This is a genomic window from Bacillus cereus group sp. N24, assembly GCF_016483345.1.
GTDB lineage: Bacteria > Bacillota > Bacilli > Bacillales > Bacillaceae_G > Bacillus_A > Bacillus_A toyonensis.
Genome location: NZ_JAEHCA010000018.1, coordinates 16,033 through 39,348 on the forward strand (window position 1 = coordinate 16,033; position 23,316 = coordinate 39,348).

Here is a 23,316-nt window from a genome sequence, read left to right on the forward strand (position 1 = left end):
AATGGATACAGTAATTTCAAATGAAATATTACAGCAATTCAAAGAGAGGATGCACTTAGGGGATGAGGAAGATGATAACCTAAAGCGCATCCTTTCTACGTCTAACAAGGCATTACTTAGGGTTTGTGGGAATTATGATTTAAATAAAGACGGGGAGTTCAAAGAATTAGTCTTTGAACGTTCTCGTTATGTTTATAACGATGCATTAGAGTATTTTGAAAAGAATTTTTTAAGTCAGATTAATAGTTTAGGTATCGATAAAGCATTAGAAGAAATTAAATTGGACGGTGATTAATATGCGTCCTTTTCAGTATAAAAAACCACTAAATACAGGTGATTTTAGAAATCGTATTATTATTGAACAACCCGAAGTAATAAAAGATGAAATGAATCAAGAGGTTGAAACAGGTGATTGGCAAGAAGTTAAGAAAGCATGGTCGATGATAAAAACTGTAAAAGGGTCTGAGTATATTGAAGCTTCAGCTTCACAAGCTACTCGGATTTATCGGTTTGTAATTCCTTATACAAAAGACATTACAGAATTAATGCGAATCAATATGAAAGGTCGTATTTTTGATATTATTGAGCCTCCAATGAATGATGATGAAATGTATCAAACATTGACTATTATCGCAAAGGAGCATACTTGATATGAATGATTTTGCGAGTGAACTTGCTAGAGAATTACAAAGATATGCAAATGTTGTGGAAGAAGAATTGTTGACAGCACAAGAAGAAGTATCTGATGTTGCTGTAGAAAAATTAAAGCAAGGCAGTCCTAAAAAAACAGGTGCTTACTGTAAAGGGTGGCGTAAGAAAAAAGAAGGTAATGGCGTTGTCCTCCATAATACGCAAGGACAATTAACACACCTCTTAGAAAATGGACATGCGAAAGTCGGTGGTGGTCGAGTTCCAGCACAAGTTCATATTCGTCCAGTTGAAGAGTATGTAATTGATGAATTGCCAAGACGTATCGAAAGGGCGGTTCAACAATGACATTAGGTGAACTAACAAAAATTCTTGAGGCTACAGGTTATCCTGTGGCTTATTCGCATTTCGCAGCAACACCAGGTAATCCTGTACCAAGTCCTCCGTATATTTGTTTTCTTGCAGATGGATCAGCAAATCTTATGGCTGATAACAAAGTCTATCACAAGATAAATGATTTAAATATAGAGCTTTACACAACTAAAAAAAATTTAGTTGCAGAAGCCAAGCTTGAAAAAGTCCTAGATGATCATGAAATTCCTTATGACTCACCGATTGAAGGGATTATTGAATCTGAAAAAATGTATCAGAAAATATATGAAATGAGGTTGATATAAATGAATAAAGAAAATAAAGTTACGTTTGGTTTGAAGAATGTACATTATGTTCCATATGATGTACAAGATTTTTCAGTGAAATTTGGTACACCAATTCCACTACCCGGTGGAGTTGAACTAACTTTTGAGCCACGCGGTGATTTAATTGAATTCTATGCAGATGACATGCTGTATTATGCGGCAAGTAATAACCAAGGTTACGATGGAACATTGAACATCGCTTCTATCCCAGAACAATTTGCTATTGATGCATTAGGTGAGCAATTAGATGAAACCGACGGTGTATTAAATGAATTAGCTGATGCTAAAGGGAAACCATTTGCATTACTATTTGAATTCGATGGCGATGTAAACGCGACTCGACATGTTATGTATAACTGTGCAGCAAGTCGTCCAACAATTGCATCTAAAACAAAAACAAATTCAGCTGAACCAAATACAAATGAACTGAAGTTTGTTTCTAGTCCAATCGTTTTAGCTCCTGGTGGAAGACCTATGGTTAAAACAAAAACAACTTCTAAAACAACTCAATCAATTTATGATAATTGGTACAAAGAAGTGTACGTTAAAAAACCAGCAGCACCAAAAGGAGCGTAATAGTAAATGGAAAAGACAATTACAGTAGATGGTCAAGATATTCGTTTGAAAAGTACAGGTGGGACACCAGTTCGATTTAAAGCACAATTTGGAAAGGATTATTTCGCGCAACTTCTTAAGTTAGCACCACTTGGGAAAATCGATATGGAAAATTTAGATCCAAGTAAATTAGATAGTGTAGATTTTGAAGTATTTTATAATTTAGTTTGGACTATGGCGAAGACGGCTGATCCAAAAATACCAGAGCCAATGGTGTGGTTAGATTCATTTGATGAATTTCCAATCATTGAAATCTTAGAAGATATTCAAGATATGATAGCTTCCACAATTCAATCTAAAAAAAAGTTGTAGATAGCAATAATAGTAGTCAACAAGGAGCGGATCAGGGGGAAGTGTTCACAACTGAGACGTTCCTTGTTTTGTGTTATAAATGCAAACTTACAAAAGCTGATTTAGAGGATATGACTATTGGTATGTGCCTTGATTATATCAATGAATATTTAGAAATGCAGAAGCCACCACAAGAAAAAACACGTAAAGCAACGCAAAAAGACTTTAACAATTTCTAAAGAAGAGAGGTGAGAAAATGGCAGGAAGAATTAAAGGGATTACAATCGAAATCGACGGGAATACCGGACCGTTACAAAATGCTTTAAAAGATGTAAATAAACATAGTAATGATTTAACTAAAGAATTAAAAGATGTTGAACGTCTTTTGAAATTTAATCCGGGTAATGTTGAAGCATTAGCTCAAAAACAAGAATTACTTACAAAAGCAATTGAAAATACCACACAAAAGCTAGATAAATTGAAGGCAGCCGAACAACAAGTCCAAGCTCAATTTCAAAACGGTAAAATTTCTGAAGAACAATATCGTGCATTTAGGCGTGAAATTGAATTTACAGAAGGATCGCTTAATGGTCTGAAAGGCAAACTTGCTGGATTAAAAGCTGAACAAGAGAATGTAGCAAGTTCAACAAGACAATTAGAAACCTTATTTAGTGCTACAGGAAAAAGTGTTGATGATTTTGCAGGAGCATTAGGAAATCGTCTTGTGAATGCAATTAAAAGTGGCACGGCTACAAGTAGACAGTTAGATCAAGCAATTGGTCTTATTGGTCGCGAAGCGTTAGGAGCAGAAGCAGATATTGAAAAGTTACAACGTGCGCTTCGTTCTGTGGATGATGGTAACTCTATTCAAAATGTTAGAAATGATTTAAGGGACCTATCACGAGAAGCAGAAAGAGCGAGTAAAAGTTTCAAAGAGTTAGATATTGGTTTGGAAAATATGCTAGCTGGTGGTGTGGCAGTTGGCGGTATATCAGGAGTAATTGAAAAAGCGCTTGATACGTCGAAATTAAAAACAAAAATTGATGTAACATTTGAAGTCCCAGCATCATCGAAGAAATCAGTTGAACAAGCTGTTCGAGGAATCGAAGCATATGGTGTAGATGTGGAAGAAGCACTGGAGGGGACACGTAGACAATGGGCTTTAAATAAAAACGTAAGCGATACAGCTAACACTTCAATTGTAAAAGGTGCAGCCGCAATTTCAACGGCTTATGCTGGTATTGATTTTACAGAATTAATTCAAGAAACTAATGAAATTGGTAACGAATTAGGGGTAACAAATGATAGTGCTTTAGCTTTAACAAATGCCCTATTAAAAATCGGATTTCCGCCTGAACAGTTAGACATCATCGCTGAATACGGTGGGCAGCTAACTCGAGCGGGCTATACAGCTGAAGAAGTACAAGCGATTATGGCAGCTGGTGTCGAGACAGGTACCTGGAATATTGATAATTTACTAGATGGGTTGAAAGAAGGACGTATCCGAGCTGCTGAATTTGGAAAAGAAGTTCCTAAGGCTTTGCAAGAACTGCTCGAAGGTACAAAGATTTCTGCTGACCAAATGCAAAAATGGGGTAAAGCTGTTGCTGAAGGTGGTAAAGGCGGCTCACAAGCTATGGTGGAAATTGCACGAGCTTTAGATGGTGTAGACGATGCGACAAAGAAAAATATGATTGGCGCTCAAATTTTCGGGACACTTTATGAAGATCAAGGACAAAACATCATTAACACGTTACTAGGCGCGAAAGATAAAGTTGTTGATCTTAATGTAAGCCAGGAAGAATTAAATGCAATGATAAAGAAAATGGATGCAAATCCAGCTGTAAAGTTTCAGAAAGCAATGGGTGACTTAAAGATGGCGCTCGAGCCACTTTTAGGCGTAGTAGCTAACATTATTGGAGCTTTTGCAAGTTGGATTTCAGCGCATCCAGCATTAGCAGCAGCATTAACAACAATTGTTGTCACACTGGGAATATTAATTGGAGCTTGCATGGCTCTAGCCCCGGTATTTGTCACCTTATCTAGTATTGCTGGAATAGCAGGTGTAAGTATTGGGGCTATTGCCGGTCCAGTTGCATTAGTAGTTGGTGGTTTCGTAGCCGCCACCGCAGCTATTACAGGGCTAATCGTTTGGATGCGTCATTTATGGCAGACCAACGAAGGTTTTAAGAATAGCATAACTGGTGTAATTTCAGGTATCCAGAGCTTTATTGAAGTATTAGTTTCACTAGGTAAATATTTATTCTTCACAGCCGCAGATGGAGATTACTTAAATGATTGGATCACACACTTACCGAAAGGATTCCAAGATGCAGCCGAAATAATAGGATTAGCAGTTAGTAAAATACGTGAAGCATGTCTGCAACTTTTTGATGCAGTAAAGGCAGCTTTTTCGGGAGATTTTAGCCAATTAGGTGAAATCTTTAAGATGATTGGTCCTTCTATAGCGGGTGCAATTATTGGTGGGCTTCCTGGTGTTCTTGTTTCTGTATCTCGTTATTTACCAGCGATTGCAGAATATTTAAATGCAAATTCCGGAATTATTCTTGAAACCATAACAAATATTTTCACCAATATATCTACTTTCGTGACAACAGCTTTACCTCAATTTCTTGAGGTTGGATCACAAATGATTTCAAGTCTTGTGAATGGATTAGTGGTAGCAGCTCCAATCATACTTGAAGCAATAGTGGGGATTATAAATACAATTTCACAAATGATTGCTACTTATCTTCCTATGATTGTTCAAACTGGAATCCAAATCATTCAAACCTTAATCTCCGGAATTGTACAGGTCTTACCTACGCTCATAGAGACAGGACTTCAATTAATTATGACTTTAGTTAATGGAATTATGTTGATGATTCCGCAACTAATCCCAATTGCTGTAACGATTATTCAAACCATTATTAATGGAATCATGTCATTTTTACCTCAGTTAATTGAAATAGGGATAAATTTATTAGTTTCATTAATTACAGGGATTACACAGGCTTTACCTATGATTGCTTTAGCGATTATTACAGTTATTACGACTTTGATTGAAGCCATTACTGCAAATTTACCTATGATTATTGAAGCTGGTGTTAAAGTTTTAACAAGCTTAATAGATGGAATCATAAATATGCTACCTCAATTAATAGATTTAGCAATAAATCTTATTACCAAAGTAGCAGATACACTGATTACGAATCTACCTAAAATAATCGAAGCTGGTGTTAAAATCTTGATGGCAATAATTAATGGTATTGTGCAAGTTTTACCACAGCTTATTAATGCAGCGTTAGACTTGATTGTTAAAATTGCGTCCACATTAATTGCAAATCTACCAAAGATACTTGAAGCAGGTATCAAGATTTTACTGATGTTAATTGCAGGGATTGTACAAGTCTTACCACAGTTAGTTGGGGCAGCACTTAATCTTATTATCACTTTAGCAGGAGAGTTAATTAGAAATTTACCTAAAATTCTTGAAGCTGGTGTGCAATTAATTTGGGCTTTAATAAAAGGGATCGTAAGTATGGTGGGGCAATTAGGTTCTACAATTGTGACTGATATTGTACCAAAGATTGTTGATACTTTAAGAAAAATCGATTTATTTAAGATAGGTAAAGATATAATAAGTGGATTAATTGACGGCCTAGGTAGTATGGCTGGGAAAGTGTTAAACAAGGTTAAATCCATCGGTAGCAGTATTTTAGATGGTTTTACTGGATTCTTTGACATTCACAGTCCATCAAGGTTAATGAGAGATCAAGTTGGTAAGCATATTGGGGCTGGTCTTGCAATTGGTATGGAAAATTCAATTGGAATAATAAATCGCGCATCTCAAGCGATGAGCGAAGCAGCAGTACCAACAGTTAATGTAGGGAATATAGGATTACAAGCTAATGGATTGTATCAAGATCAAGGTGTTAATGGTGAATTTGCAGTCCCAGGTGGTGGATTAGCAATTGAAGTACCTATTAATTTAGATGGACGGGAAGTTGCACGTGGTACTTATCGATATACAACCGAGTATCAAGATAGAGAAAATAAAAGAGACTCAGCCTTTTAGGTTTGAGTTTCTTTTATTTTATAGGGAAATGGGGTGTTAAAGTGAGTTCTTTTACATTTAACAATGAACGTAAGAAATATATCCAAATTGAAAAAGGATGGAGTCCCCCAACATGGGCAACTCTAAAACGGAATTTTTTAAAAACACCTGGATATCCAGGCGCAAGATTATTAGGTACAGAAACCGACCCACGTCCACTTCCTGTACCTGTAGGAATTATTGTTCCAGATGGAACAGACTTAGAAACTTTAAAAGAAGAAATAGCAGATTGGTTAATTACAGAACAACCTGTCGAGTTAGTTTTTGATGTGAAACCAGACAGAACATATATAGCTGTTATTGATGAAGATTTTAATGTTGATGATTTTGTGAGTCTGGGAAAAGGTACTTTAAAATTTATCTGTCCAATGCCTTATAAATTAGGACCAATTCGAAATGCAAAAGCAAAACTAGAACCGAATAATATTATTAAAATGGATGTTTTGAATGAAGGAAGTGTATTTTCTGAACCGAAATTCAAGATACAGGTAGCGAATCCTTCTACATTCATTGATATTATAAATAAAAATGGAGATCAACATTTCCGTATAGGATATCCAGTTAAGATAGATGAAACGCCAATAAGTCGATATGAATTGGTTATGCATGATAAAGCAAACTCTCTAGTAGGTTGGACGGAAGTGGGAAAAGATTTCGTTTCAGATTACGGCATTGTAGCAGGGAAAATGATAGCAGATGGCGCACGTATCATGCCATCTGATTATGGTCAAGGGCAATTTTGGCACGGACCAGCAGTGAAAAGAAGCATTACAGGTGGACCGCTACAAGATTTCACACTTGATGCAATAGTTGAATGTCGAAACTTAAACCCTGCAACTATGGGACGGGTAGAACTTTATTTATTAGATGAAAACAGCGTTGTAGTTGGAAAAGTAGGTATGTTTGATGCATATAGAAATTCTAGTGAGAATTTCGGTGAGGTTATGGCAGGAAACGGTGACTACAATCATCTGATTATAGCAGAAACTGGTTATTATCGTACAACATGGAATGATTTTTATGGACGTCTACACATTGCACGAGTGGGAAATTATTGGCAAGGTGATATTGCTTTAATTGATGAAAAAGGAAATTATCATACAGAAAAATTTGCCCAATGGTGGGATACGGCCAATAGCTTTATGAAAAAGGTAGCTCAAATTGTTGTTCATATATGCTCGTTTAATGATGCACCATCATTAATTGCGGCTGTACATGATATTAAAGTGCAAAAAGTAAACAGCAATACTGAACGTCAAATACCTTATATTGTTCAAAAAGGAGATCTTGTAGAAATCGATTCATCGGATGCAAGTATTCGTATTAATGGAGCGGATGCGATAAATATAAAGGATTTTATGAGTGACTATATACGTATTGAAAAAGGAAAGAATGAAATCGAAATATCCCCAAACAACATTGGACAGGTAGATGTCACGTATAGGGAGCGTTACAGATGAGTAAAGCAAATAATCTATTACACATTGTGGATTTTAAAACAGAACAAATCATAGGTGTTATCAAAGAACAGGATTATTGGGATGATTTACGCCAATGGGAGCTTAAAGATAACAAAGATAAATTTGAGTTCACAACAGCTGATGGTACAAAGATAGCGGCATCACTTATACAACAGAACCTTGTCGTTAAACAAACTCGTGACGGTACTTTTGTTTCATACATTATTACAGAAGTAGAGCAAGATTCAGCAGGTCGTCCAAAAAAGATTTATGCACTTGGTGAACATACAAAGCTAAAGAAAGCGACTGTAATTAAACCACAAACTTTACAAGCTACTACAGTCAATGAATCTACGGACTTTGCTTTACAAGGTACAGAATGGAAACGTGGGATTACTGAGTTTGTTGGTATACGTACCATTCATATTAATGATTTTACAAATCCGCTTGATCTCTTAAAACAAATCGCATCTACGTTTGAACTTGAGATTCGTTTTAGAACAGAAATATTGGGATCTTTTATTGTCGGTCGTTATGTAGATTTAGTAAAAAAAGTTGGCCGTGACAATGGGAAAGAGTTTTTACTAGAAAAAGATGTACAAGGCATTCGGCGTATTGAGAGTAGTCAAGATGTAGTAACCGCTCTTGTCGGTGTTGGTCCACAAAATAGTGAAACTGGTGAATTTCTCACATTCGAAGAAATAAACAATGGCAAACTTTATGTAGAAAATAATGATGCTCTGCAACGTTGGTCAAAAGATGGTAAGCATCTATTTGATATTTATTTACCACACACAGAAGACCAAGATATGACGAAGCAAAGACTTAAACAATTAACAGAAGCAGAATTAAAGAAGCGAATTAATAGTTCTACTTTATATGAAGTAGATGCAGTAGCGCTTGAAAAAGTGTTTGGTTTATCTCATGAAGCGGTTCGTAAAGGCGATACAGTACGAATAAAAGATACAGGATTTAGTCCACCACTTTTCTTAGAAGCTAGGTTAATAGCAGCAGATGAATGTGACACTGATCCATCGAAAGATAAATATATCTTTGGTAATTATCGTGAAATTAAAGATACACGAAGCCTTATCGATAGGTTATACGCACAAATCATGGGTAGCTTATCGAATAAAGCATCTAAAGAATTACTAGATACGTTAGATAAAAAGCTGCAAGAGAACGTAAAAGAAACAGAAGTCATTCGAAAAGAATCGGAAGCAGCAAAGAAAATTGCTGAACAAGTGGCTGAAAGCTTGAAGAATAATACCGTTGATATTATTGAAGGTATAAATCCACCAACAGAAAACTTAAAGGATAGAAAAACGTTGTGGCAAGATATCAGCATAGGTAAGCCTGGTATTCTGAAATTGTGGAAGGATGGTAAATGGGATTCTGTTGTTCCTGATGTGGAATCCGTTAAGAAAGAAACATTGGAACAGGTGAGCAAAGATATCGAGACCACAAAAAATGAATTAAATCAAAAGGTTCAAGAAGCGCAAAAACAAGCAACAGGGCAATTTAATGAAGTGAAAGAAAGCTTACAAGGTGTTAGTCGAACCATTTCTGATGTGCAAAATAAACAGGGTGAAATTGATAAGAAGGTAACAAAGTTTGAGCAGGATTCTAACGGGTTTAAATTATCTATTGAATCGTTAACTAAAAAAGATACTGATATCAGCAATAAATTTAATACAGTCGAGCAAACTGTGGAAGGCACAAAAAAGACAATATCTGATGTGCAACAAACTGCAAATGATCTGAAGAAAACAACAACTGAAATTAAAGAGCAAGCAGGCAAGATTAGTGAGAAGTTAACAAGTGTAGAAAAGCAAGCAAATACTCTAACAAATAAAACAACTGAGATTGCAAAAAGTGTGGATGGAATCAAAGAAACAGTAACAAAAGTAGAAAATAATCAGGGTGGATTTGATAAGCGTGTAACAGCAGTAGAGAAAACCGCTGAAGGTATTTCTCAAAACGTTACCAAAATACAAGAAACACAAACGGTACAAGGTAAACAAATTACTGAAGCACAATCTACAATCAAACAACATTCTGATGCACTTGATCTGACAGTGAAAATGAAAGATGTTGAGAACTATGTAGGCGGTATTGGTTCTATCAACGAAATTAGAAACGCAGGTCTTGAATTAGGTAACAAGTATTGGTCAATTAACCAGGGTACTGTCATTCAGCCAAACTCAAAATACAAAGGATACGCAACTTTCTGGAGTGATTACTCAGGAAAGACTAGTGATCACTGGTCTGGTACCGCTTCTGAATTTATATCAGTTACAAATGGTGAGGATCTTATTTCTTCAGGTTGGTTTGCTACTGACAATATAGCTTCATTGGATCAAAAAGCATGGATGGAAATTGAGTTCTGGAATGCTACAAAAGGAACTAGAATGAGAACGCAGCGTGTAGAAATCCAATGGGCTAAACAAGGCGATTGGGCAAGAATGATGATGGTTTCAAAGGTTGCAGCTAATGAAGAGTGGGTTAGATGGCGTTATTATGTTCAAAGAAACGGACGTATACGAGCTGCCCTTCCGATGTTACAGCGAGGTAAAGTAGCTACAGAATTTTGGTTGCATCCGAAAGATCAAACTGATGCTGATAAAATGATTGAAGATATTTCCAATAAAGTAGCTACACTAGATTACAACCAGAAAACAACTGAATTAGAGCGCCTTATTTCCGCCAATACGGAGGGAATTAAACTTGCTGCAGTAAAAAACGAAGTATATACGAAACAACAGGCTGACGGAAGATATGCGGATAAAACGTATGTAGAAAAACAAGAGGGACGTATTGAGGTAACTGAAAAAGCGATTACTAGTACCGTCCAAAAAGGCGATATTATCTCAGCTATTAACCAAACAGCTGAAAAGATTCAAATTAATGTTGCTAAGTTGCAGATTAACGCTGATACCATTGTAAAATGGCTCACCGCTACAGGTATTAATGCAGATGTAATTAAAATCGAAAATGGGAAAGTTACGATTGATAAAAATGGTATTACAGCAAAAATGGCTGACTTCTTTTTTGAAGATGAGCGTGGGCAGAAATTTTCAGTAACACCAAGGAAGAATCTCATTCCAGATCATGACTTTTCACACATTTCTTTTAAGAATTTTAATAATTATTTTTTGAAGATTGAATACAGTCCTACATGGACAATTATGTCTAATCCATATATTGAGAAACCAGTGGTTAATAATTATGAGCCAATGGTTAATCCGTTGCGGATAGATTTAGGAAACTGGATTCGTTTTACATTATTTGATGGTGTAAAACCAGGTAAGAAATACACATTGTCGGCTCATTTCAGAGCAACTACCAATGATAATCGTGTAAACATTACAAACAAGCCAATCATGAGAGCGGTATTCGGTAAATATAACGGTGACACTCCCGTGGAGCTTGGACGAGCATCAAAAACTTACGATGCACCAAGCATTCAAACTGGGAAAATAGTAAGATACGCTTTAACCTTCACTGTGCCGAGTAACTATGTAGAAGGAAATGGTTATGTTTATATTGATTTATTTGGCGAGGGGCTCTTAAATAATATGCAAGCAATTGCTGTATCAGGTGTTCAGTTGGTGGAAGGTGACGTTCCTTCCGTTTATAACTGGGATACAACACATGGAGAACTCGTAAACGGAACACTGCCTTTTTCTACAATTGCACTTGGTACAAAAGATAATGTTATTTACCACAATCATGTGAACAAATGGAATTATATGAATGCGCCACTTGAAATCATAAGCAATGGCGAAATGATGGCACTCGTTGGAGATGATCGTGCGGGACTCAGTTTTTATCCCCGTGGCGGTGGAGAACGTAGAAGTTACATCGGTCACATTTACAACAATGAAAATAGATTCCGAATTGAATCAAAAGATCCTGTTGCAACGACACAATCAATTGAATGTAATGGGATTAACGTATGTGGTGGATACTTTGGTGCTAATGCAGGTTCTATTCATTATACAAATGGTAGCTTAGGTTTAGGGTGGTATTTCCATGATGGTAGATGGAATTATGTTGATTTCACAAATATGACTTCTAGAACATAGAGAGGGAGATGAGTATGAATCCAGACAAATTTATGCGTCCAATGCCACCTAATGAACAGTCACCATTCTTAGGTAGAGTAGTTGATTTGAAGAAAGGTGAAAATCAAGTCACCGTTAGCATTCCAAACGATATGCTAGAATTTTGCGGTATCAAGGAAGATACAAAAGTTGAAGTTTGGGGACTTCCTGATGGCACGTTGAATATGCGGATTGCTACTGCATGTGATTTATGTAATAAGGGCGGCAGAGTTTACGAGATTGAGCTTTTCGGTAAAGTAAGCCTTATCTGTGCCGAAGATTATGTAAAGCTAACTGGAAAGAGACCAGGGGCTTCTGATGAAGTAACACTTGAACATGTGGAAGAAGTAGAAAATAGAATGATAGAAGAAGCATTATCAGCAGATCAATATTAACTAAATACGTTTAAATAAGTAGGACAGCCATGAGCTGTTTTTAATTTTGAATAAAATACGGTTTTTCTAACAAAGAGGAGCGATTTCGCTGCTCTTTTTATTTTGAAATGAGGTGGTCAAAATGGACAAATGCAAAGAGTGTGAAGAAAACAAAACAAAAATGCAAAACGTTGAGATACGCCTTGCAGTGGTAGAAAGCAAAGTGGCAAAGATTGAGGAAAATATTGAAAAGATACTTAACAATACAAATTGGCTTGTTAAAAGTATTGTTGGTGGTATTATCGCAGCTATTCTTGCCTTCTTATTGAAAGGAGGTGGTATGTAATGGTTAGTTTAGCCGTAATGATTGGAATTGTCGTTGGTCTTTCTCAAATCGCCAAAACAATTGGATTACAAACAAAATATGTTCCGTTATTGAATGTAACGCTTGGCATTGCGCTAGGCGTTTTATTTTTGGACGGAGATATCAAAACAAATGTATTTCAAGGAATCATCATTGGGCTGTCAGCAAGTGGATTATTTGATCACACAAAAATTATGAAAAAGGATGTTGATGAAAAATGAAAAAGACATTAAAACATATTTCTTCTGTAGTCTTTGCGGTTATTTTAGTTTTATCTATTGCAACAAGTGCTTTTGCTGATAGAACGCTTATTATTCCTGATTTACCTAAACAACCATACCGTTATGGTGTAGGTGCTTATGAGGGAGTTATAGCACATTCTACAGCAACTCCAGAAGCTCCAGCTATTAATATTCAAAAATACGAGTCTCGTACATGGAGAAATGCATTTGTTCACTATGCAGTCGATTGGGACGAAACAATCCAAATTGCTGATACAAAGTACATTGCTTATGGCGGTGGACCTGCTGCGAATAAACGATTTGTACATGTAGAGTTATGCGAAACAGCGGACTATACAAAATTCAAACGCAGCTATGATAAATATGTTAAATTACTAGCTAAAATCTTACGTGACCGTGGGTTATCTGTAGAAAAAGGATTATGGACGCATAGCGATGTAACACATTATCTCGGCGGTACAGATCATGAAGACCCACTTGATTACTTAAAGTCTCATGGCGTTTCAGAAGCTCAATTTAGAGCAGATGTACAACGAGCATACAATAATTCTATCGTGGATGTTTCTGTACCTGACAAGCCATCTAAGCCAGCCGAAGTTCCAATGGCTGTAACAGATGGGATTGCTTATATTGAAGGATACAACGTTAATTTACGTAAAGGACCGGGTACAAGCTATTCTAAGATTCGTCAGTTAAACAAACCAGAAGCTTATGTTGTATGGGCTGAAAAGGATGGTTGGTTAAATCTTGGTGGAGAGCAATGGATTAAGAACGATCCATATTATGTGAAGTTTAGTAAGAAGAGTACAGTGAATTCATCTATTGTAGGGAAACGCGTTGTATCTAAGGTTAACAATCTACGATTCTATGATGCTCCATCTTGGCAGAATAAAGATGTTGCTGGTTCTGTAGATGCAGGATTAGGGTTCACGATTGATGCGAAAATAACTGTCAATGGATCGTCACAATATAAAGTACACAATAGCAAAGGTAAAACATACTATGTAACAGCAAATGAAGCCTATGTGTATGTGAAGTAATAGCGAAATTTTAAAAAAAGCATTCCTGTTTTAATAGGAGGGATGCTCTTTTTTTATTTATACTTAATTATTTTCCATATTGTATGTGTCTAGTTTAATGTGAGCCATTCCTTCAGCTTCTATCATTTCAAAAATTTCTCTTTTACTTTCTTCATAAACGTCTAATATTCCTAGAATTTCCGAAGCTTCGGGGTCCATGCGGTTAACTCCTATCAATTATTTTAGAACTTAACCAATCTCAGTTTGTAACTCCATTCCAAACATCAAGATCGTTATCATCTAAAATTGCTTTGATTTTATCTTTCTCAAAAACTACTAGATATTCATAAGGTAAGGCTAAAACTTGAATAATTGAAGGTCTAATTTTTAGTAGCTGATATGCATAAAATGCTTCTAATTTACCTTCTGTTTCATCGACAGGACCGATATACCAACCAGAATCACCTTTTTCACAATCCTCAGCCCTTTGTAAATAAATCTCATCTAGTTGTAACACATTTTTTGCAGTCACTATTTTATCGCTAAACCTTATCATTTCACCATCAATATTTAACTGACGTAAACAGTGTACTTGTTCTAATTGCACCCATAAAGCAATTGTTAGATCCTCTGTAGTATCCTTAAATGGATTTTTTGTATAATCTGGGGCAATAATGTGATACCCATCTTCACGTTTGGATAGAACAAAAATAGACCAACCAGCTTGTATAGAAAATCCATCAACTAATTTGTTATATTCTACTTTAGTTAGCAAATACAATAACTTTTCTATTTGAGGGCTTAAATGTTCTTCTGCTGTAGCTAATATATTTTTACCACCTATATTTTTAACTATTGTTTTCAATGGACTGCAACCTCTCTTTTATTGATTTTTTCAAACCGTCTCTAGCTACTGCTTCACGTTCTAACATTTCCAGTCTTATATTTTCGGGAACCTCACCGTATTTAGGGTGCCCCAGCAATGTACTCCAATCTTTTGCATTCTTAGAAGCATTAGTTGGTTTTCCAAGTCCAACAAAGTTTACAGCCATATTAAACACTTCTATAAACGTTTACAGGTTGCAGCTTGAGCTTGTTCGAATTGTTGCATACGTTGTAACGATGCAGTCGAATTATAACTCCTTGAAATAATACCAATTTCATGTAACAACTGTAAATATTACATTTTTGATGGATAATTACATAGACCAATAAAAAAGAAGAACGTTTACCCTTACTACAAGGCGTTCTTCTTTTTTTATTTTATTCGTCGTCTTCAAAATCGCGTAAGCTATCCAGCAATTCTGTAAAAGATGAACAAACAGGGTAAATTGCTTCTTCCAGCTCTTCTTCCTCATGATCCCAAAATACAACGGTTGGGGCTTCGGGATTATTTCGGTAATCAAAGCATAGAAGGTTACCAAACGGGTCTCTAGCAAAAGGGTATACTTTATCAACTAATCTATCTTTTATACCTTCATAGTTTTGGACAATCGAATATTTATCTTCTATATGAAGAGTTAAGAGGTCACTGAATACATTTTCATCTTGTCCTGGTACATCAAATACTTTTGGGTTAGGGTATCCCCCGTCATATTTCTTCACGCACGCAACAAAATCGTTGGGTAATTTAATATTAAAATATTGTTCTATCTTTTGGATTTCTACGTCTGTAATTGGTGTTTTACTCATAAAGGACCATGTAATATTGTTCATTTTTGCCACTCCTTATTTATCGCTATCTTTTCCCCAAATTTTATATCCACCTGTATGACCAGTATCGTGATGTATCTGATAATCTACAAGTTGCATTCTACCAGTATCTTGATGGTGATGCCATGTGTAATGCTTTGGTGTTTCACCTTGTTTAAACATTTGGATTTCTTCTTTCGTAAATTTTGAAGCTAAATCAGGGTCTTTTATTATTTGTTCGTATAATGCTTTACTACATTTTCTGAAATGTGTTGGTCTAGATTTTTTGAAGTCTGCCTCTTTTAGGATTACCTCACCCTTAGATTTAAAAATAGGGAACCCATCTGCATCATACGGAATACCTGTAACAGGATGTTTGTCTCCTGCCAACTCACCTTTTCTTAATCTTATTGTCTTAGGACCATTTGGACCTTCATAAGTATATGGAGCTGCTTTCTGCAAATACTGTTGGATACTTCCAACTCCTGCATATGAGAACGGAGTTCCAGGTATGAATTCATAGTTATTTAATATATGCAATGCATTTCTGTATGCAGAGGAGTTTGTTAGAAGCGATCCTCCTTTTGTAAGACTTGTAACAGCTGTTACTTTTCCTACTTGTCCAACCTTATCCAGACCTTTGCTACCAATAAAACCTGTGAGTAGCGAGGTGACTGCATAAGCTGCATAATGTTCTCTACTTTTCATATCCCCATTCCATAATTCATTTATGAATGAATCGGATAGAGCATTCCATGCCGCAGGTAGGGTTTCTTTATAATTTACGATTGCATCCTTCATGTCTAACCAGGTCTCTTTATCTCCTAAAGCGACGAATCCGTCCCATGCGTCTACAACCCCATCTACAACCCCAGTAGAAATCCCAGTCCACGCATCATTCAAGTCCTTTTTATTTCTATCCCAAAATGTCTCTTCTGATTTTGGCGGGATTTTGCCACACATGGCACCTTCTTCAATTGAATTATCAGCCTGACGATTCCTATCTTCTGTAATCGCTTGAATAGAAGTCGCCCATTCCATATTCAACCCTTGCGTACTAAATGTTCCGCTTGCAGGACTAAATCCTTTGCCACTTTGTACTTCCGCAAGCCCTTGTGCGATACTCGTAGCTAGTTGAAGTGCTGTAGTATAGTTATTGCTAGACGTTTGATTAAATTCATATAGATGATTTAACTTTTCTTGAAGTTTGTGTCTCATGAGAGTAAAAAGATTCGCCATGGCGTCCATACCCGGGATTGGCATAGCTTGACTAATGGCTTCCATACTTGCCTTCATTCGGTCAATTTCTCGAATTTGTTCTAATATTTCTTGTTCAATAACATCTGTTGAAGCCACCTGTGATTGAAATTGACTTGGAAAGGCATCGTTCTGACGGATTAATTCTTCACATAAGTAAATGATTCCTTGTGCTAATGGACGAAAGGTTTCTGTGAAAAATGCTTTTGCACTATCGTAAGTTTGTCCTTGTAGAACAGTGTCAATTGCAAAAGCGTCAATCGACTGTATGGCTTGTTCCATACCTTGAATGGTAGCGGTACATACAGCGTTCATGCTCTGAGTTTGGTTCTGTACTTCTCCCAAATACATATTTAAACTCATGCATTTGTCCTCCTTACTAATTGTTGTTGCTGGTAGGATAGGTTGTTTTCTAAATTACTAAGGTCTCGTCTTTCTTTAAGCAATGTTTCTTTTTTGTTTTCCAATTCGAATGTAAGTTTTCGCTCAATGTGTTGTGCTTCTTGACGGATATCCATAAAAAAATGAGATAATTCTCTATCGCTGTGCCAAGTTTCTAAAATACGGTTGAATAGGCGATTACTTCGATTTTTCCATCCGTGAAAATCTGTTTCCGCTTGTTCCTGAGTTTGAATCGCGGATTGATTTCGTTCTTGTTTTTCAAATACATTTTGTAACTTCTGATTTAACTGTTTAGTTTGGTTTTCAATATCTCGATCCATCTTTTTCCTCCTATCGTTTTATCTTTACGAAGGTGGTCACATTAGCGAAAATTGTTTTGAAGCTCGTGATCCATTCTCTCAAACTCTTTGGCTACTGAATGAATATTATCGACCGCTTGTTGAAAGGCGGTTGAGAATTGTTTCGTCAAATCTAAAACTTGTTGGTTCACTTCTTGTGCTTTTGAATTAACAGAGAGCGTAGTACGCGTTGCCTTTTTTATAGAGCGATTTGTTGCACTTTGGATGGTATCTGAAGCTGCTCTCATCTGCGTAGCGATTTGTTGTGCTGATTGAAAATTACTTTGAAATTGTCCCATCGTATAAACCCTTTCTATATTTCTATGAACGTATTTAAGAAGGAGAGTGCCTAGTGTGTATGTCCAGTGTCTACTGTTCTTTATAGGAATACTCCCGGAAAAATATTGCGAACTTAATTATAACAATAGTTGTATATATTTTCCTTGAAAGATTTACTTTTTATAAAATTTTTGTGTTTTACAGTCTTTAGTCAGTGGGAAAGAGTCCATCATGAGAGAAAGCGATTTGCTAGGAATGAAATAATAGATAAAGAGATTAGTATAGTATTTATAATTGATGCAAAGGTAACTGTTGATGCTTCCAATATAAAGTACACAATAGTAAAGGAAAAACATACTTTGTAACAGCTAATGAAGCCTATGTGTATGTGAAGTAGCAAAGAGAGTCTGCTCAAATATGAGTAGACTCTCTTTTTTATTTAATTCATATTGGATTAAAATGTACCGCTATTATTTACTGTTAGATACTTGGTATCTACATAACCAAGATCCTGGACATGTTGGTATAACGTCGTTAATAACTCTTCGTCTTTGCATAAAATACTAATATCAAAACCATCCACTATACTTAATACGAATTCACAATCAGTATTAATAAAGTCTATTGCTGTGAGTATTCGTGTTGGAGTATTCTTTCCTAATTCAGGGAAAGCACATATTGTCAAGAAGATTAAGAAATAATTTTTGTTTCTTAAATTTTGTTCTAACTTATTTCCAGATATAAAGTGATCATCGTCGAGCAATGTTTCAAACGTAAAATTACCACAAGAATCTTTTAGGTATATTTCGGAAGCATTTACTTGCCATGAGTAATTTTTAAAATTAAAAGGTTCTAATAAACTTAGTACGGATAAAAAGAAATTTTCATCTTCTGGAGCGTGAAAGTGTATTCCTATATTCATATTATAATAATCTCCTTTTTAAAAGTGTTGTAATTGATTAACATATGAAACCATACCATAAATTATTTAAATTATATATATAAATTTTGATTATTAAGAGGGATTTAGTAAGAAGAGGTATTAAAGAAGAAATGCGTGTATTATCTAAACAAAAAAGTGCTAACAAGTTTGCAAACGAACTTGCTAACACATATAAGAAATAGATAAAAATATCGCTGATATGTCACCTTCAAATATAGACTTAATCATATAGAAAACACTAATACTGAATCCTCATAAAATCATTCGTGATACCAAGAATATAACCATCCCGATATTCCTTTACTTTTGCGACGAAAACGAGGCATGATATTGATTTCTACTTCAGAATTTACATCAGATAATAAAAAAATGCGGTTTGTAAAGTTAAAAGTACAACAAGCTACAAACGGTATGAAATGGATTAAGTTATTTAGAACATTAAAAGATGATTTTCAAATAGGTGGAGAAATTGAATTAGACCATATTGTCCAATATCCGAAAGATTATATTGTCGGAACAAATAGAAGAGTATTACTTCCATATAATGAAAGAATATATAAAGTGCAAGGTACTAAAAAAAAGCTAGGTATAAAAGTAAAGGAGAAAGGATATCTATTTAAAGAATTTCAGCGGAAATTCTCTCATTTCGCATTACTGCCAGAATGCAAAAGGGTAGCAACAAATAATGAAAATGAATTATTTCCTTTATTTGCACCAAAAGGATTAGAGACCGTAACCTTAGAAATTTGGTCTGAAAATATAGCATTGGAAATAGAACAAGCATTATTTGATAGTGAAATAGTTTTAGCTAAAATAGGAGAAACATCTTATGTAGTAAATGCTGATTCGCCAGTATTATTAAAGATTGTAAGATTTAATATTGAAAAAGTGTTACAAAATCCATATAAAATGCAGTATTGCCAAAAATATAAAACAAATCTTGTAGATGATGTTGTAAAAGCAGTTCATGCTACGGCAGGTAAGCGAAGTGATACGACGTTAGCATTAATTGCAATGAAGAAGTGTGATGGAAGAGAGAAGATTGATCCGAAACAAATTATTCGTGAAGGGTTTGCACGAACAAAACGTATTTCAACATTTATTAATTTATTTATAGGTCAAAGTGTATCTCGTGAAACAATTGTAACTAGTATTTTTAATTTATTAGAACAAAAAGGATTTTTGAAAGGCAATTGGAATAAGAGGAATTTACCTTGTACATATGTCAATTTATCAGTTGAACGAATCTCGAAGTTTGATTTCTTACCTATTATTTCAAAAATAAAAGGTAAAGAAATATCATATAAATTATATGGGGATACGGAATCGGAGTGGCAACCGATCGACTATATGTTATTACAAATAAATAAACATAATGTATTTTTACCACAACCATCAAAAAGAAATGATGTGGGTGCCCGTTTTAAGGAATTTGTATCTGAAACATTAATGGGAATGTTACAACATGCGCAAAAGGAAAATGAACAAGTTTATTTCATTGTAGATGCGAATTTGAGAAAATATTGGATTAAAGAGTTGCAAAATGAAAAAATTAATATAGATATTGCACCTGAGATTATTCCAGATATATTAAAGGTTCCGAATTTAAACGTTATAAGAATAAATACTGCTTTTGATGTACCAAGCTTTGTTGTAATAGATCGTGAAAATGATATGGATAGAACTGGATTATATGCGGATCAAACAGGGATGTATTATAGCACTGGTGAATATCGATTAAATTGTAGTGACACAATTCAACAATATATACTTGAAATTCTACCATTAGGTGTAAAACATGTAGAAAGGGAATATATCGCTAAAATGATACATTTCATGTGTTGTAATTCAAGTATACTTCCGGAAAAAAATGTGCATATGCCATATTCTATGCATATGGCTAAAGTAATAAAGAGTTATGCCACTGATATAGATGCAAGAGAGTTTAAAGAATTCGATGATGAATTAGATGTTGATGTAATAAAGAGAGAAAAGAAAGATTCAATAGTGCTAATTTAAATAATAGTAAATAAATCCTGTTCGTTATACCGATTAGGATTTGTCATTTGTTCATGTAAATATAGCTATCCTTTGTCATGTATCTTTTCTATTTTGTATTTACTTTATAAACATTCAGGATTAAGATGTTTTTTAGAAATACAAAAACTGAATCACATGGAAAATTAATTTTAAAACTTAATAGAAATTTGAAAGGAATGGGGAATTGTGAAGAAATTAGATGTATTATTAATGCTACTGAGCGGCCTCTTTCCAATTGCAGGAATGTTAAAGCAAATCCCTCTTGAACAATCTTTATATATTGGAGGACTTTTATTTTTTACTAGTTTCGGTAGTTACTTTGCAAAAAAGATATATTCACGTATATGTAGCTGGATAGCATATGCACCATTTATAACACTACTGTTAGTTATTTGGAATCAGGATATTTCAACAAGTGCTATAATAGCAAATGCCAAAATTGCCGCCTGTATCGCTTTAATACCTTGTATATTTCGCTTTCGTACATACGGGCTTACTTTAGGTTTATTCTCATTATGGGCCGCTTTATTATGGGATATAAAGGAAGTACAGTCGTTAGTCATACTTGAGCGTATGACGAGTTTAATGACAAGCAATTACGTATATCTTCTACTCTTAGCTGGAGGACTTATATTAGGTGGATTACTTGCGACGTTAATACACCGTAAAGAGAAGGATAATAATAAAGAAAATATAAATCTATTTCACCAAAAAAAGAAACGCAAAAAACTATCATTTAAGATGCCACTTCCAAGATTACCGAAATTTAAGGTGAAATTATTTAAGTTTGGTGGAAAAGGTTCTAAACGTAAAACGCCAGAAAAAATACGTAAGCATAATTACGAAGAATCAGCTCCAGCTGTAACATATGAAATGTCGGAGCAAATAGATCAATATAAAGAAGAGACTGTTCAAGGACAAACGAGGATGGAACGTCGTAGAAATAGGTATAATGCATAATAAATTTCAGTAAACCTTTAATGATTTATCGTTAAATTGATAAATTATTAAAGGTTTTTTATGTAATTAAATATAGATTGCCAATGAGAAATTCATAGCATATTCTAAAACTGAGGACTTAAATAAAATAATGGGAGGACAAAATGCTTATTATTACATATATTTCTGTCTGTATATTATTTTTAGTTAGTTTTTTACATATTTATTGGGCTTTCGGGGGTAAGTGGGCGACAAATAGTGTCATTCCAACTAAAGCTGGAGAAAAGGCGTTTACACCAGGTACAGGAATGACATTGTGCATTGCGTTATTATTAAGTATGGCAGCAATGATTTTATTACAACAAGCAAATATTGTTCATTTCGCAGTTCCAAATATTTTTGTTCAAATGGGATCCTGGGTTTGTATGGTTGTTTTTTTCCTAAGAGTAATTGGTGAATTTCATTATTTTGGTATCTTTAAACGAAAAATAGGTACGCAGTTTGCTAGAATGGATACTGTTTTATATATACCACTTTGTGCATTTCTATCATTATCCTTTTTATTAACAATTATAAAGTGAACATAGAAAAGATAATCATGTAATGTATTTAGTATATAAAGATACGGATATTAAATAAGAGGTTTCTGTGCAATCAGAAACCTCTTATTTTGTGTGATTGTAAACATCGGTTATTTGGGAGCTTATTTATTTAATTAAGATAATAGAATGTTTACATTTGAAAGAAATGAATTGAGATTTAGTTATTGCTTCTATGAATGATACATTTTCTTCATTTTTTTTGTCCCTAAAATACAACTAATAATTGCGAGTAATGCATTTGAAGAAATAAAGTTTACAGTCCAATAAATTCCTGTTCCAGCGATTATATCGATAATTATAAATCTTTTAATTGCCGAACTTTTGACTACATGAAAAACAAATTGATTGTTATAGTTATCCAATGTTATCACATCCCTTATCTAATATATGACAAGGCATGCTTGTTCTAGTCTTCATGATAATATACAAAAAGAGTAATTAGCAGAAGCATATAAAGTAGTTATAAAAAAAGGATAACTATTGGAAGTTACATTCTTAAATTTAGTAAAAAAATAAAAATCATAATTTATCCTGCGTTATTGATGGAATATTATGTTTTACTTAAGAGGTTATGCGGAAAGTTTGAAGAAAAATTCTTTCATTAAAAGTACGATTCCTAGCAGAAACAAGACTTCAATTGAGAACCAAAACATACTTTTTTGAGGTTTTTTAAACTCCATAATAATTGATGAAAATAAAAAAATTGCAATCAGTATGATGATTAAGAGTCGGATTATATCAACCATTCATAACACTCCTATTATTTAATCAATACTATTATATAATCTTTTCCAAAGATATAGAATTCTAGAAACGTTTTATTGTAATTTTAATAAATAGAATAAACGGTGTATATTATCTGTTTTTCTGCAAATTATTTCAAACGTGTA

At 34.6% G+C, this 23,316-nt stretch carries 26 protein-coding genes and 1 pseudogene; 18 read left to right on the plus strand and 9 right to left on the minus strand.

Annotated elements, in window-relative coordinates; translation table 11 throughout:
- Position 1: 1 nt before the first annotated feature.
- The 14 genes from JDS95_RS21965 (at position 2) to JDS95_RS22030 (ending at position 13,955) form a co-directional block, all read left to right on the plus strand.
- On the plus strand, positions 2–295 hold the full coding sequence (locus JDS95_RS21965) for a hypothetical protein (protein WP_085451362.1): 294 nt from the start codon (positions 2–4) through the stop codon (positions 293–295).
- Position 296: 1 nt separating this feature from the next.
- Complete coding sequence (locus JDS95_RS21970; protein ID WP_085451363.1) at positions 297–650, plus strand: phage head closure protein; 354 nt, start codon at positions 297–299, stop codon at positions 648–650.
- Position 651: 1 nt separating this feature from the next.
- Positions 652–996, plus strand: coding sequence for an HK97 gp10 family phage protein (locus tag JDS95_RS21975; RefSeq protein WP_085451364.1), 345 nt, complete (start codon positions 652–654; stop codon positions 994–996).
- A complete protein-coding gene (locus tag JDS95_RS21980; RefSeq protein ID WP_085451365.1) occupies positions 993–1,325 on the plus strand; it encodes a hypothetical protein in 333 nt (110 codons plus the stop codon). Before JDS95_RS21975 ends, JDS95_RS21980 begins: the two co-directional genes overlap by 4 nt.
- Complete coding sequence (locus JDS95_RS21985) at positions 1,326–1,922, plus strand: major tail protein (RefSeq protein WP_085451366.1); 597 nt, start codon at positions 1,326–1,328, stop codon at positions 1,920–1,922. It abuts the gene before it with no gap.
- A 6-nt stretch (positions 1,923–1,928) separates the two neighbouring features.
- Positions 1,929–2,273, plus strand: coding sequence for a hypothetical protein (locus tag JDS95_RS21990; RefSeq protein WP_000415940.1), 345 nt, complete (start codon positions 1,929–1,931; stop codon positions 2,271–2,273).
- Between the two features lie 41 nt (positions 2,274–2,314).
- Positions 2,315–2,491 (plus strand): hypothetical protein, encoded by a 177-nt coding sequence (locus tag JDS95_RS21995; RefSeq protein ID WP_176281069.1) that lies wholly within the window; start codon positions 2,315–2,317, stop codon positions 2,489–2,491.
- Positions 2,492–2,508: 17 nt separating this feature from the next.
- Positions 2,509–6,330, plus strand: coding sequence for a phage tail tape measure protein (locus JDS95_RS31190; RefSeq protein ID WP_242474182.1), 3,822 nt, complete (start codon positions 2,509–2,511; stop codon positions 6,328–6,330).
- 41 nt (positions 6,331–6,371) lie between these two features.
- Positions 6,372–7,829: a distal tail protein Dit gene (locus tag JDS95_RS22005; RefSeq protein WP_199690785.1), complete on the plus strand. Its 1,458-nt coding sequence runs from the start codon at positions 6,372–6,374 to the stop codon at positions 7,827–7,829.
- Complete coding sequence (locus JDS95_RS22010; RefSeq protein WP_199690786.1) at positions 7,826–11,917, plus strand: phage tail spike protein; 4,092 nt, start codon at positions 7,826–7,828, stop codon at positions 11,915–11,917. The genes JDS95_RS22005 and JDS95_RS22010 overlap by 4 nt, the downstream gene beginning before the upstream one ends.
- Positions 11,918–11,931: 14 nt before the next feature.
- Positions 11,932–12,330, plus strand: coding sequence for a hypothetical protein (locus JDS95_RS22015; RefSeq protein ID WP_085450678.1), 399 nt, complete (start codon positions 11,932–11,934; stop codon positions 12,328–12,330).
- A 121-nt stretch (positions 12,331–12,451) separates the two neighbouring features.
- Positions 12,452–12,655: a hemolysin XhlA family protein gene (locus JDS95_RS22020; protein ID WP_085450198.1), complete on the plus strand. Its 204-nt coding sequence runs from the start codon at positions 12,452–12,454 to the stop codon at positions 12,653–12,655.
- A complete protein-coding gene (locus JDS95_RS22025; RefSeq protein ID WP_085450199.1) occupies positions 12,655–12,894 on the plus strand; it encodes a holin in 240 nt (79 codons plus the stop codon). Before JDS95_RS22020 ends, JDS95_RS22025 begins: the two co-directional genes overlap by 1 nt.
- Positions 12,891–13,955, plus strand: a complete 1,065-nt coding sequence (locus JDS95_RS22030; protein WP_199690787.1) for an N-acetylmuramoyl-L-alanine amidase — start codon at positions 12,891–12,893, stop codon at positions 13,953–13,955. The genes JDS95_RS22025 and JDS95_RS22030 overlap by 4 nt, the downstream gene beginning before the upstream one ends.
- A 63-nt stretch (positions 13,956–14,018) precedes the next feature.
- Here the strand turns inward: JDS95_RS22030 and JDS95_RS31570 are convergent, their stop codons facing one another.
- From JDS95_RS31570 to JDS95_RS22060, 7 genes are all read right to left on the minus strand, one after another.
- Positions 14,019–14,153 (minus strand): hypothetical protein, encoded by a 135-nt coding sequence (locus JDS95_RS31570; RefSeq protein ID WP_002109431.1) that lies wholly within the window; start codon positions 14,151–14,153, stop codon positions 14,019–14,021.
- Between the two features lie 40 nt (positions 14,154–14,193).
- Positions 14,194–14,799 carry an immunity protein Imm33 domain-containing protein gene (locus JDS95_RS22035; protein ID WP_199690788.1) on the minus strand — a complete coding sequence of 202 codons (606 nt, stop codon included), beginning with the start codon at positions 14,797–14,799 and terminating at the stop codon, positions 14,194–14,196.
- Positions 14,783–14,986 carry a hypothetical protein gene (locus JDS95_RS22040; RefSeq protein ID WP_080609310.1) on the minus strand — a complete coding sequence of 68 codons (204 nt, stop codon included), beginning with the start codon at positions 14,984–14,986 and terminating at the stop codon, positions 14,783–14,785. The genes JDS95_RS22035 and JDS95_RS22040 overlap by 17 nt, the downstream gene beginning before the upstream one ends.
- 211 nt (positions 14,987–15,197) lie before the next feature.
- Entirely contained in the window at positions 15,198–15,650 is a 453-nt protein-coding gene (locus JDS95_RS22045) for an SMI1/KNR4 family protein (protein ID WP_001060035.1), read from the minus strand.
- Positions 15,651–15,662: 12 nt separating this feature from the next.
- Positions 15,663–17,246 carry an HNH endonuclease gene (locus JDS95_RS22050; RefSeq protein ID WP_000056063.1) on the minus strand — a complete coding sequence of 528 codons (1,584 nt, stop codon included), beginning with the start codon at positions 17,244–17,246 and terminating at the stop codon, positions 15,663–15,665.
- Positions 17,243–17,605 (minus strand): DUF3958 family protein, encoded by a 363-nt coding sequence (locus JDS95_RS22055; RefSeq protein WP_085450202.1) that lies wholly within the window; start codon positions 17,603–17,605, stop codon positions 17,243–17,245. Before JDS95_RS22055 ends, JDS95_RS22050 begins: the two co-directional genes overlap by 4 nt.
- Before the next feature lie 41 nt (positions 17,606–17,646).
- Positions 17,647–17,922, minus strand: a complete 276-nt coding sequence (locus tag JDS95_RS22060; protein WP_085450203.1) for a TIGR04197 family type VII secretion effector — start codon at positions 17,920–17,922, stop codon at positions 17,647–17,649.
- 302 nt (positions 17,923–18,224) lie between these two features.
- Between JDS95_RS22060 and JDS95_RS32170 the strand changes: the two are divergent.
- A pseudogene (locus JDS95_RS32170) lies at positions 18,225–18,299 on the plus strand (N-acetylmuramoyl-L-alanine amidase); the annotation flags it as partial.
- Positions 18,300–18,356: 57 nt separating this feature from the next.
- On the opposite strand, the gene JDS95_RS22065 reads toward JDS95_RS32170, so the two are convergent.
- A complete protein-coding gene (locus JDS95_RS22065) occupies positions 18,357–18,824 on the minus strand; it encodes a DUF2691 family protein (protein WP_085450204.1) in 468 nt (155 codons plus the stop codon).
- 351 nt (positions 18,825–19,175) lie between these two features.
- Here JDS95_RS22065 and JDS95_RS22070 point away from each other — a divergent pair, with 351 nt between their 5' ends.
- The 3 genes from JDS95_RS22070 (at position 19,176) to JDS95_RS22080 (ending at position 22,405) form a co-directional block, all read left to right on the plus strand.
- On the plus strand, positions 19,176–20,864 hold the full coding sequence (locus JDS95_RS22070; RefSeq protein ID WP_242474183.1) for an RNaseH domain-containing protein: 1,689 nt from the start codon (positions 19,176–19,178) through the stop codon (positions 20,862–20,864).
- Positions 20,865–21,071: 207 nt separating this feature from the next.
- On the plus strand, positions 21,072–21,845 hold the full coding sequence (locus JDS95_RS22075) for a DUF3959 family protein (protein ID WP_199690789.1): 774 nt from the start codon (positions 21,072–21,074) through the stop codon (positions 21,843–21,845).
- A gap of 143 nt (positions 21,846–21,988) precedes the next feature.
- Positions 21,989–22,405 carry a DUF3995 domain-containing protein gene (locus JDS95_RS22080; protein ID WP_000905583.1) on the plus strand — a complete coding sequence of 139 codons (417 nt, stop codon included), beginning with the start codon at positions 21,989–21,991 and terminating at the stop codon, positions 22,403–22,405.
- A gap of 191 nt (positions 22,406–22,596) precedes the next feature.
- Here JDS95_RS22080 and JDS95_RS22085 read toward each other — a convergent pair whose 3' ends face one another.
- Entirely contained in the window at positions 22,597–22,788 is a 192-nt protein-coding gene (locus tag JDS95_RS22085) for a hypothetical protein (protein WP_000371056.1), read from the minus strand.
- Positions 22,789–23,316: the final 528 nt, after the last annotated feature.

What these genes read in the sequence shown, in the direction of transcription:
- JDS95_RS22010 (WP_199690786.1), top strand. Translation starts at nt 7,826, where the DNA reads ATGAGTAAAGCAAATAATCTATTACACATTGTGGATTTTAAAACAGAA.
- JDS95_RS21970 (WP_085451363.1), top strand. Translation starts at nt 297, where the DNA reads ATGCGTCCTTTTCAGTATAAAAAACCACTAAATACAGGTGATTTTAGA.
- JDS95_RS21985 (WP_085451366.1), top strand. Translation starts at nt 1,326, where the DNA reads ATGAATAAAGAAAATAAAGTTACGTTTGGTTTGAAGAATGTACATTAT.
- JDS95_RS22040 (WP_080609310.1), bottom strand. Translation starts at nt 14,986, where the DNA reads ATGGCTGTAAACTTTGTTGGACTTGGAAAACCAACTAATGCTTCTAAG.
- JDS95_RS21990 (WP_000415940.1), top strand. Translation starts at nt 1,929, where the DNA reads ATGGAAAAGACAATTACAGTAGATGGTCAAGATATTCGTTTGAAAAGT.
- JDS95_RS22055 (WP_085450202.1), bottom strand. Translation starts at nt 17,605, where the DNA reads ATGGATCGAGATATTGAAAACCAAACTAAACAGTTAAATCAGAAGTTA.
- JDS95_RS22025 (WP_085450199.1), top strand. Translation starts at nt 12,655, where the DNA reads ATGGTTAGTTTAGCCGTAATGATTGGAATTGTCGTTGGTCTTTCTCAA.
- JDS95_RS22020 (WP_085450198.1), top strand. Translation starts at nt 12,452, where the DNA reads ATGGACAAATGCAAAGAGTGTGAAGAAAACAAAACAAAAATGCAAAAC.
- JDS95_RS22060 (WP_085450203.1), bottom strand. Translation starts at nt 17,922, where the DNA reads ATGGGACAATTTCAAAGTAATTTTCAATCAGCACAACAAATCGCTACG.
- JDS95_RS21965 (WP_085451362.1), top strand. Translation starts at nt 2, where the DNA reads ATGGATACAGTAATTTCAAATGAAATATTACAGCAATTCAAAGAGAGG.
- JDS95_RS22050 (WP_000056063.1), bottom strand. Translation starts at nt 17,246, where the DNA reads ATGAGTTTAAATATGTATTTGGGAGAAGTACAGAACCAAACTCAGAGC.
- JDS95_RS22065 (WP_085450204.1), bottom strand. Translation starts at nt 18,824, where the DNA reads ATGAATATAGGAATACACTTTCACGCTCCAGAAGATGAAAATTTCTTT.
- JDS95_RS22015 (WP_085450678.1), top strand. Translation starts at nt 11,932, where the DNA reads ATGAATCCAGACAAATTTATGCGTCCAATGCCACCTAATGAACAGTCA.
- JDS95_RS21975 (WP_085451364.1), top strand. Translation starts at nt 652, where the DNA reads ATGAATGATTTTGCGAGTGAACTTGCTAGAGAATTACAAAGATATGCA.
- JDS95_RS22030 (WP_199690787.1), top strand. Translation starts at nt 12,891, where the DNA reads ATGAAAAAGACATTAAAACATATTTCTTCTGTAGTCTTTGCGGTTATT.
- JDS95_RS31570 (WP_002109431.1), bottom strand. Translation starts at nt 14,153, where the DNA reads ATGGACCCCGAAGCTTCGGAAATTCTAGGAATATTAGACGTTTATGAA.
- JDS95_RS22045 (WP_001060035.1), bottom strand. Translation starts at nt 15,650, where the DNA reads ATGAACAATATTACATGGTCCTTTATGAGTAAAACACCAATTACAGAC.
- JDS95_RS21980 (WP_085451365.1), top strand. Translation starts at nt 993, where the DNA reads ATGACATTAGGTGAACTAACAAAAATTCTTGAGGCTACAGGTTATCCT.
- JDS95_RS31190 (WP_242474182.1), top strand. Translation starts at nt 2,509, where the DNA reads ATGGCAGGAAGAATTAAAGGGATTACAATCGAAATCGACGGGAATACC.
- JDS95_RS22080 (WP_000905583.1), top strand. Translation starts at nt 21,989, where the DNA reads ATGCTTATTATTACATATATTTCTGTCTGTATATTATTTTTAGTTAGT.